Source organism: Kitasatospora sp. NPDC029367, assembly GCF_055569135.1.
The window spans coordinates 20396-27906 of sequence record NZ_JBVHYH010000103.1 but is presented as its reverse complement, the minus strand read 5'-3'; the positions used below and the strand labels follow the sequence as shown (position 1 = coordinate 27906).

The following is a 7511-nucleotide window of genomic DNA, read 5'->3' as shown; positions in this document are numbered from 1 at the left end:
CTCGAGAGGGGGAGGGAGGGAGGTTTGTGGTGAGGTGGGCGGTAGCGCCCCCCCCCCCCCCCCCCCCCGGGGGCTCACGCCGAAGTACCCGTGCGGCTGCGGCGGGCGAGCAGCACGCCGGCCGCCGTGCCGAGGACGCCGACCACGATGCCGGCGATGCCGAGGCCGCGGGCGGTGGAGTCGCTGCTGTCGGCCTTCGTCGCCGCCGTCGTCGTCGATGCCGTCGCACTGCGCGTCGGCGCCGGGGTCGCGGCGACGGCGCTGTCCCCGTCGGCGGCCGCGGCCGTCAGGTGCAGCACCGGGGCCGGGTTCTTCGGCTCCGGCTGTCCGGCCTGGGGTTCCTCGATCCAGCGCACCACGTTGCCGTCGCTGTACGTCTGGAGGGCCTTGAAGACGACCTGGTCGGTGCCCTCGGGCAGCGCGCCGAGCTCGACGGTGAAGTCCTGGTAGTGGCCGGGGGTGATCTGACCGCCGGTCCAGGTCACCTGGGAGACCACGTCGGTGACGTCCCCGTCGTCGGTGTGGATCGGGGTGGCGAGCTTGGTCGTGGTGATCTTGTCGGTCCAGCCGGGCACCGGCGTGACCAGGGCGGACGGGACAGGGTGGTCGGTCGGGAAGTCGATCTCCACCTGGACGGTGCTCTTGGTGTCGTCCTCGTTCGGCACCCGGAAGGCGAAGGTCCGGTCGGTGGCGTTCTTCGGGATGCTGGACGGGTCCACGATGACGTGCGCGGAGGCCGTCGTGGCGGCGGCCAGTACGGTCGCGGCCGCCAGGGCGGCGGCGGCGGTCAGGCGGGTCATGGGGGTCAGGCGGGTCGGGCGGGCCATGGGGGCAGTTCGCATGATGCGGTTGTTCTCCAGGGGAGGGCACTCGTGACCGCGCACGGGCGCGCGGCGGGCCCGGTGTCCGAACCGGGCCGTCGTCGCCGCCGTACGGGAGCTCACGTGCGGTGGGTGATCCAGGGGGTCGGGAGGACGGCCGTGCCCGGGAGCGTTCCCGCTCCGGTCACGCCGTCGCGCACCCCGGCGGACCGCGCCTGATCACCGTGTGCCGCAGGAAGGCCGAGCACGCCCGGCCCCAGCGGTCGGCTCCCGACGCCCGGCGCCCCGCGCTCCTCCGGACGTCGAGCCCGTCCCGGAGGGCCGTGAACAGGGCCAGCGCACCTCGGAGTTGAGCCGCGCAGGCCCGCCCGGTGGCCTCGGCGACGCGGGCCGCGATCCGGACCAGAGCCCACACCGCCGCCTCGCCCCGGCGCAGCCACCAGCCGGCGGCGAGGGTCGCGGCCAGGTGCGCCAGGAACATCGCGGGGCTCAGCCCGGCGAGCGTCGCATGGCACCAGAAGCCGAGGTGGGTCGCGGCGACGGCGGTGTGGTGGGTGGTGCCCGCGCCCGCGCCCGCCGTGACGTGCGTCATCGCGGCGCCACGGCGATCGGCCATCCCCTGCATGCCGGGCATAGAGGACATACCAGTCATACCTGCCATGCCGGGCATGTCCGGCATCCCGGCCGCCCCGGCAACCCCGCCGGTGCCTCCCCGCGCCGTCCCCGGCTGCCCGGCCCCGACCCCGGCCCCGACCCCGGCACCGGCCGCAGCCCCGGCCGCGTGGAACAGCAAGTGCAGTCCCACCTGGCCGCCCAGCAGACCGCCGACGATCGCCCGAACCGAACGCTCCCGCCGCGCACCGAGCACCGCCACCGCCGCGACCAGCACCCACCCGAGCAGCAGCACGCCGGGCGGCAGCCGGTCCCCCGAGGCCAGCACGTGCCCGGCGGCGGACAGCACGAGGCAGACCGTCGCGAAGGGCAGGGCCCGCAGCACGCGAAGGTCGAGGGCGGCGGCGCGCACCGGCAGTGGTGCGGGCCCGGCGTCGAGGTCGGTCATGGCGGCGCCATCATGGCACGGGATCCCGGTGCCCTGTCGGGGTGTCCCCTGATTCGTCCCCGATCCGGCGCCCGGCGGCGTTTCGGCCCGCCCGGCCCGGGCTACCACAGCGGTACGACCCGTCCGGGAAACCGGGCCGCAGGCCTTCATCGCGGCACGCCGGAGGGGTAGTTGAGCTTAAGCGGATCTTCAGCAAGGCCCTGCCATCCTGACCGAGCCGCGGTTCGCCGCGGCCCCAGCCGCTGCTCGTCGCACCAGGCGGCATCCCCGCACCCCGGCCGCGCCCGGGCACCGGATCGTGCCCGGACGGGCACCGGAAGCCACCCGCCCCTGCCCCGTCACCGCCAGAGGATCGGCCGACCGTGTCGCAACTCCCGCACCTCCACGAGGCATCGGCGCACCACGCCGAAGCGTCCCGCCCGTCCGTGCCCGCCGCCGGGCGCGTCGTCATCGTCTCCGCGAGCGTGGGCGCCGGGCACGACGGCGCCGCCGCCCAGCTCGCCCTGCGCCTGGCCGGGTCGGGCCACACCGTCGACCGCTGGGACTTCCTGGACCTGGTCCCCGCCGGGCTCGGGCCACTGGTCTCGGAGTGCTACCGGCGGCTGCTGACCGTCGCCCCCTCCGCCTACCAGCGGATCTACTCCAGCACCGAGTCCACCGGGCGCCCGGGCGCGCTGATCCGGCTGATCCAGCGCAGCACCCACCGCAAGCTGCTGCGATCGCTCCCGCCGGACACCTGCGCGGTGGTGGCCACCTACCCGATCGCCGGGCAGGTGCTCGGCACCCTGCGCGGCCAAGGTCGGCTGGCAGTGCCCGCCGCGGTCTACCTGACGGACTTCTCGGTGCACCCGCTCTGGGTGGCGCCCGGCGTCGACCTGCACCTGGCGGCCCATCCCGTTCCCGCCGAGCAGGCCCGCGCGCACGGGGCCGAGCGGGTCACCGTCGCGGGCCCGGTGGTCGACCCCCGGTTCACTCCGACCACGGAGGCCCTGCGCGCGGCTGCCCGGGCGCGGTTCGGACTGCCGCCGGGCGCGCCGCTGGCCCTGCTGGTGGCCGGCTCCTGGGGGGTGGGCGAGGTGGCGAGGGTGGCCGCCGAGGTGCGCGCCACCGGGGCGGCGGTGCCGGTCGTGGTGTGCGGGAAGAACCGGGCCCTGGCGGAGCGGCTACGGGCGGACGGCGTCGAGCACGCCTTCGGCTGGGTCCGGGACATGCCCGGCCTGATGCACGCCTGCGACGTGCTGGTGCAGAACGCCGGGGGCCTGACCTCGCTGGAGGCGTTCGCCTGCGGCCTGCCGGTGGTCAGCTACCGCTGCATACCCGGGCACGGACTGACCAACGCGGCCGCCCTCGACCGGGCGGGCCTCGCCCCGTGGGTCCGCGACCCGGCGCAGCTCGCGGCCGTCCTCGCCGCCATGGCCGACGGGCCCACCGGGCGCCGGTACCGGGAGGCCGGACTGGCGCTGCACCGCGACGCGTCCGGGCCGGCGGAGGCGATCGCGGCCATCGCGGCCATCCCGGCCGGTGGTTCCCCGGCCGTACGGGCCGGCGGCGTATCCCCCGCCGTACCGGCCGACGCCGCGCCCCCGGCGCACGCCGCACCGCAGCCGCTGATCCCCGCGCAACGCCGCCGCCCCGACCGGGCAGCCACGCCCACCCCCGGCCGCGAGTCCGCCCCCGCCTCCACCCCCACCCCGCGCCGCGTCGGCCACCGCACCGGCCTCCGCCCCGGACGACGCGTCGGCCTCGTGGTCGCCGCCCTCAGCGCGACCGCCTGGCTGTCCACGGCCGGCGCCCAACTCGCCGTCGCCTACGGCGGGTTCGACGCCGTCGACGCCAGCCGCACCGGCCGGGCCTTCCTCGTGGTGCACCCGCCGCACGGCGGGCACCTCGACGACGCCACGCTGCGCGCCCTGTCGGCCGTGCAGGCCGCCGTCTCGGTCGACACCGACGAGGCCGCCGCCGACCCGGCCGAGGTCCGCCGCTTCGCGGCCGCCGGGCTCACCCTGGTCAACGCCGGCTACGGCCCGCCCTACCAGAGCGGGATCGTCACCCGCCGCAACTCCGTCGACGCCGGGGCCGACGCCCTGCGCTCCGCCACCGGCGCGGGCAGCTCCTTCTTCCTCTCCAGCCGGGACGTGGACGCCCTCGACCTCGGCCTGGCCGCCTACCACCGCGAGCACCTGGTCGTGCCCGACCTCCGGATCGCCTGCGGCAGCGCCGTCACTCCGCAGCTGAGACCCGGCCAGATCGTCCTGGTCGAGTGCGGCAGCGCCGATCCGGCCGGGCTCACCACGACCATGAACCGCCTGCTCACCTCCCACCGCCCGCCGCACCTCGGCGCGCTGACCACCCTTTCCTGAGGCCCCCATGAAGCCCCGCGTGCTCCCGCTCCTCGGCGCCGCCGCTGCCACCGCCACCGTCGCCGCCACCGCGCTCCACGCGGCTCCCGTGCTCTCCACCTACGGGCCGCTGCGCAACCGCCTGCTGCCCCGGCTCGCCGGGACCGGGCGCCCCGACCACGTGGCCCTCACCTTCGACGACGGCCCGGACCCGTCCTCCACGCCCGCCTTCCTGGCCGTGCTCCAGGAGCGCCGGGTGCACGCCACCTTCTTCCTGCTCGGCTCGATGGCCGTCCGGGCGCCCGCGCTGGTGCGGGAGATCGCCGACGCCGGGCACGAGCTCGCCGTGCACGGCTGGGCGCACCGCCCGCTGCTGCTGCGCGGCCCGCGCGCCGCCTTCGACGACCTGCGCCGGGCCCGCGACACCGTCGCCGACCTCACCGGCACCGCGCCGCACTGGTTCCGGCCCCCGTACGGCGTCATGAGCGCGGGCGCCCACCTCGCGGCCCGCCGACTCGGCCTGACCCCGGTGCTGTGGACGAGCTGGGGCGAGGACTGGACCGGCCGCGCCACCCCGGACACCGTCCACCGCACCGTCACCGCGGACCTGTACGGCGGCGGCACCGTCCTGCTGCACGACTCGGACTGCACCTCCGCCCCCGGGGCCTGGCGCTCCGCCCTCGGCGCCCTCCCCCGACTGCTCGACCACTGCGCCGCCCAGGGCTGGCAGGTCGGCCCGCTCCGCGAGCACGGGGTCGGGGCGGAGCCCCGAGGCGGCGCGGCCTGAACCGAACCCGAGGACGGAACCCGACCCGACGCGTCAGCCCAAAACGGCCAGTCAGCCCGAAACGGACTGCGGCCCGGCCGCGATGCGGGCCGCCCTGGCACACACCCGCCGCAGCAGCGCGTTCAGCTCCGTGCGCTGGCCCTTCGTCAGCGGGGCCAGCAGGTCCTCCTGGACGGTGGCGGCGTCGCCGTGCAGCCCCTCCAGGGCGGCCTCGCCCGCAGCGGTGAGGGTCACCACCTCGTGGCGGCCGTTGACCTGGACGACCATCGACTGCACCAGCGCGGCCGACAGCAGTTCGTCGAGTGCCCGGGACACCTCCGGCTCCGGCAGGCGCAGCCGGGCCGCGAGGTCGGGCCGGGCGTGCGCGCCCTGCCGGGACAGCGCCGAGAGCACCGCCAGGTGGGTCTGGCCCATCTCCCGGGCCCGCCACCGGTCCGCCAGCAGGCCGTCCGCCGCCCGGCCGGCCGCGGACAGCAGGTAGACCGTCTGCTCGAAGGGGCTCGACGATCCCTTCCGCCCGTCGTACACGTGCCGTCCAATCGCTGGGGGAGGGCTGCACCACCTCCGGTCCGGGCCCCGGAGTGCCGACGCCCACGCCCGCGCCGGGCCGAGTCGTACCGGCGGTGAGCGGTACGGAACGCGCGGAGGGCACGAGGGCCACGGGCACGCGGTGCTGCGGACAGGCGGGAGCAGCCACACCCTACCCAGGGTCGACGGCTTCGGTCTACATCGTTGTCGTCGAACCATGAGGTCACCGGCCCTGTACCGCGCACCCGGGCCGGGTCGCGGCTTGACCGCCGGTCGACGTACGTCCGGCCCTCGGTCCGTGTCGCTCGTATAGAGACCTTCCGCGCTGCCACATACTCGCGATCGCTGTTCGAGAGTGCGCGCGCTGCACCCGGCAGCCCACCCGAGCACCCGCCCCGAGCCCGCCGGAGGACCCGTGACCACACCCCCGAACACCCCCGTCCCCGATCCGGTCGTCGCGAATCCGACGTACCTCGCGGACATCCGCACCTACTTCCGCCCCGAGGACGTGGCCCACATGGCCGCCAAGGGCATCGACCTCGGCACCTACGACGCGGTGAAGCGGAACGCCCTCACGATCTTCGCCCACACCGCGCCCCCCAACGCGGACATGCCCCCGGACGCGGCGGGCAAGTGGAGCGCCAACCGCTCGCAGACCTTCAAGAACTGGATCGTCAACGGCTTCCCGCTCGGCACGTCGACACCGGTCACGACACCCGGCGGGGCGGCCCCGGCCCGGCTGCGCAAGAACGTCATCACCCTCACCGACGCCGAATTCGCCCTCCTGACAACGGCGTTCAACGGCGTCATGGCCCGCTCCACCACCGCCCCGGACGGCTACTTCACGCTGGCCGGGCAACACGGACTCCCGGAGGCCTGGTGCCTGCACCACGAGCCCCGCTTCAACCCCTGGCACCGCGTCTACCTGCGCGAGTTCGAGGACGCGCTGCGCTCCGTCCCGGGCTGTCAGGACGTGACGCTCCCCTACTGGGACATCTCCACCCCGCTGCCGGACCGCCTGCAGCACCCGCCGTTCGACCGGTACGTCCTGCCCGCCGACCCCGGCGCCATGGCGACGCCGCCGGTCCGCGACACCTTCCCCTACACGACCCAGCGCTACTCCGTCGCCGACATCACGGCGAACCTTGAGCGCTTCGGGGTCCTGGCCGACATCGCCACGTCGATGACCCAGTCCCTCTGGGGCGCGTCCGACATCAACGGCTACCAGAAGTTCTCGATCCAGTCCCACGACAGCGGCCACGGCTCGGTCGGGCCGACGATGGGCGTCCAGGAGCTCTCCGCCTTCGACCCGGTCTTCTGGTTCTACCACTGCAACATCGACCGGCTGTGGCTGAGCTGGCAGACGCGCAACCAAGCGACCACCCTGGCCGGGTTCCGGACCACCCTGGCCGGCGGGGACGTCAGTTGGCTCACCAACCCGGACTTCAACCCGCTGCCGCCGTTCACCGCGACCGCCGACCAGACCATCGCCACCGACATCGGGTACGACCAACTGGACCTGCCCGCCCACGCGGAGACCGTCATGGAGAACCTCTCCGGCAGCATCGACGCCGCCCGCACCTTCTCCTTCCGCAGCGCCGACCCGGTCTCGGTGCGGGTGAAGGGCATCGACCGGCTGAACATCCCGGGGTCGTTCATCATCAGCCTGCTCGCCGACGGCGAGCCGGTCGCGGAGCGGTTCTTCTTCCAGCCCAACAACCCGCGCCAGTGCGCGACGTGCGTCAAGCACGGCACCGTCAACATCGACTTCCGGCTGACGAGGGAACAGATCCTCGACCGCGCCCTGACCGTCCGGATCGACGTCCCGGGCCACTCCGGGGAGATCGGCACCGCCTTCCCACTCGGCCAGGCCGGCAACCCCACCGTCAACGCACGCCTCCTGGTCGGCGAGGCGTAACGGCGGCCACTCCCGTCGCTCTCCCCCGTTCGCCCGGGAGCCACGGAAACACCGGCCA

6 protein-coding genes are annotated in these 7511 nt (G+C 75.2%); 3 read left to right on the top strand and 3 right to left on the bottom strand.

The annotated features are described in order from the left end of the window. Positions 1 to 74 precede the first annotated feature (74 nt). Positions 75 to 842, bottom strand: coding sequence for a YcnI family copper-binding membrane protein (locus tag ACZ4W5_RS35200; RefSeq protein ID WP_465659154.1), 768 nt, complete (start codon positions 840 to 842; stop codon positions 75 to 77). Between the two features lie 163 nt (positions 843 to 1005). After that, positions 1006 to 1881, bottom strand: a complete 876-nt coding sequence (locus ACZ4W5_RS35195) for a hypothetical protein (RefSeq protein WP_465659152.1) — start codon at positions 1879 to 1881, stop codon at positions 1006 to 1008. A 362-nt stretch (positions 1882 to 2243) separates the two neighbouring features. Here ACZ4W5_RS35195 and ACZ4W5_RS35190 point away from each other — a divergent pair, with 362 nt between their 5' ends. Together ACZ4W5_RS35190 and ACZ4W5_RS35185 are read left to right on the top strand one after the other, a co-directional pair. Then, positions 2244 to 4241, top strand: a complete 1998-nt coding sequence (locus tag ACZ4W5_RS35190) for an MGDG synthase family glycosyltransferase (protein WP_465659151.1) — start codon at positions 2244 to 2246, stop codon at positions 4239 to 4241. A gap of 7 nt (positions 4242 to 4248) precedes the next feature. Next, positions 4249 to 5007 carry a polysaccharide deacetylase family protein gene (locus ACZ4W5_RS35185; protein WP_465659149.1) on the top strand — a complete coding sequence of 253 codons (759 nt, stop codon included), beginning with the start codon at positions 4249 to 4251 and terminating at the stop codon, positions 5005 to 5007. A 51-nt stretch (positions 5008 to 5058) separates the two neighbouring features. Here the strand turns inward: ACZ4W5_RS35185 and ACZ4W5_RS35180 are convergent, their stop codons facing one another. Beyond that, the gene (locus tag ACZ4W5_RS35180; RefSeq protein WP_465659147.1) at positions 5059 to 5535 is read right to left on the bottom strand and encodes a MarR family winged helix-turn-helix transcriptional regulator; all 477 of its coding nucleotides are present in this window, start codon (positions 5533 to 5535) and stop codon (positions 5059 to 5061) included. A gap of 415 nt (positions 5536 to 5950) precedes the next feature. On the opposite strand from ACZ4W5_RS35180, the gene ACZ4W5_RS35175 reads away from it, so the two are divergent. Then, on the top strand, positions 5951 to 7453 hold the full coding sequence (locus ACZ4W5_RS35175) for a tyrosinase family protein (RefSeq protein ID WP_465659146.1): 1503 nt from the start codon (positions 5951 to 5953) through the stop codon (positions 7451 to 7453). Positions 7454 to 7511 lie beyond the last annotated feature (58 nt).

Coding starts and splice junctions, on each gene's coding strand:
- ACZ4W5_RS35195 (WP_465659152.1), bottom strand. CDS start 1,881: ATGACCGACCTCGACGCCGGGCCCGCACCACTGCCGGTGCGCGCCGCC.
- ACZ4W5_RS35200 (WP_465659154.1), bottom strand. CDS start 842: ATGCGAACTGCCCCCATGGCCCGCCCGACCCGCCTGACCCCCATGACC.
- ACZ4W5_RS35185 (WP_465659149.1), top strand. CDS start 4,249: ATGAAGCCCCGCGTGCTCCCGCTCCTCGGCGCCGCCGCTGCCACCGCC.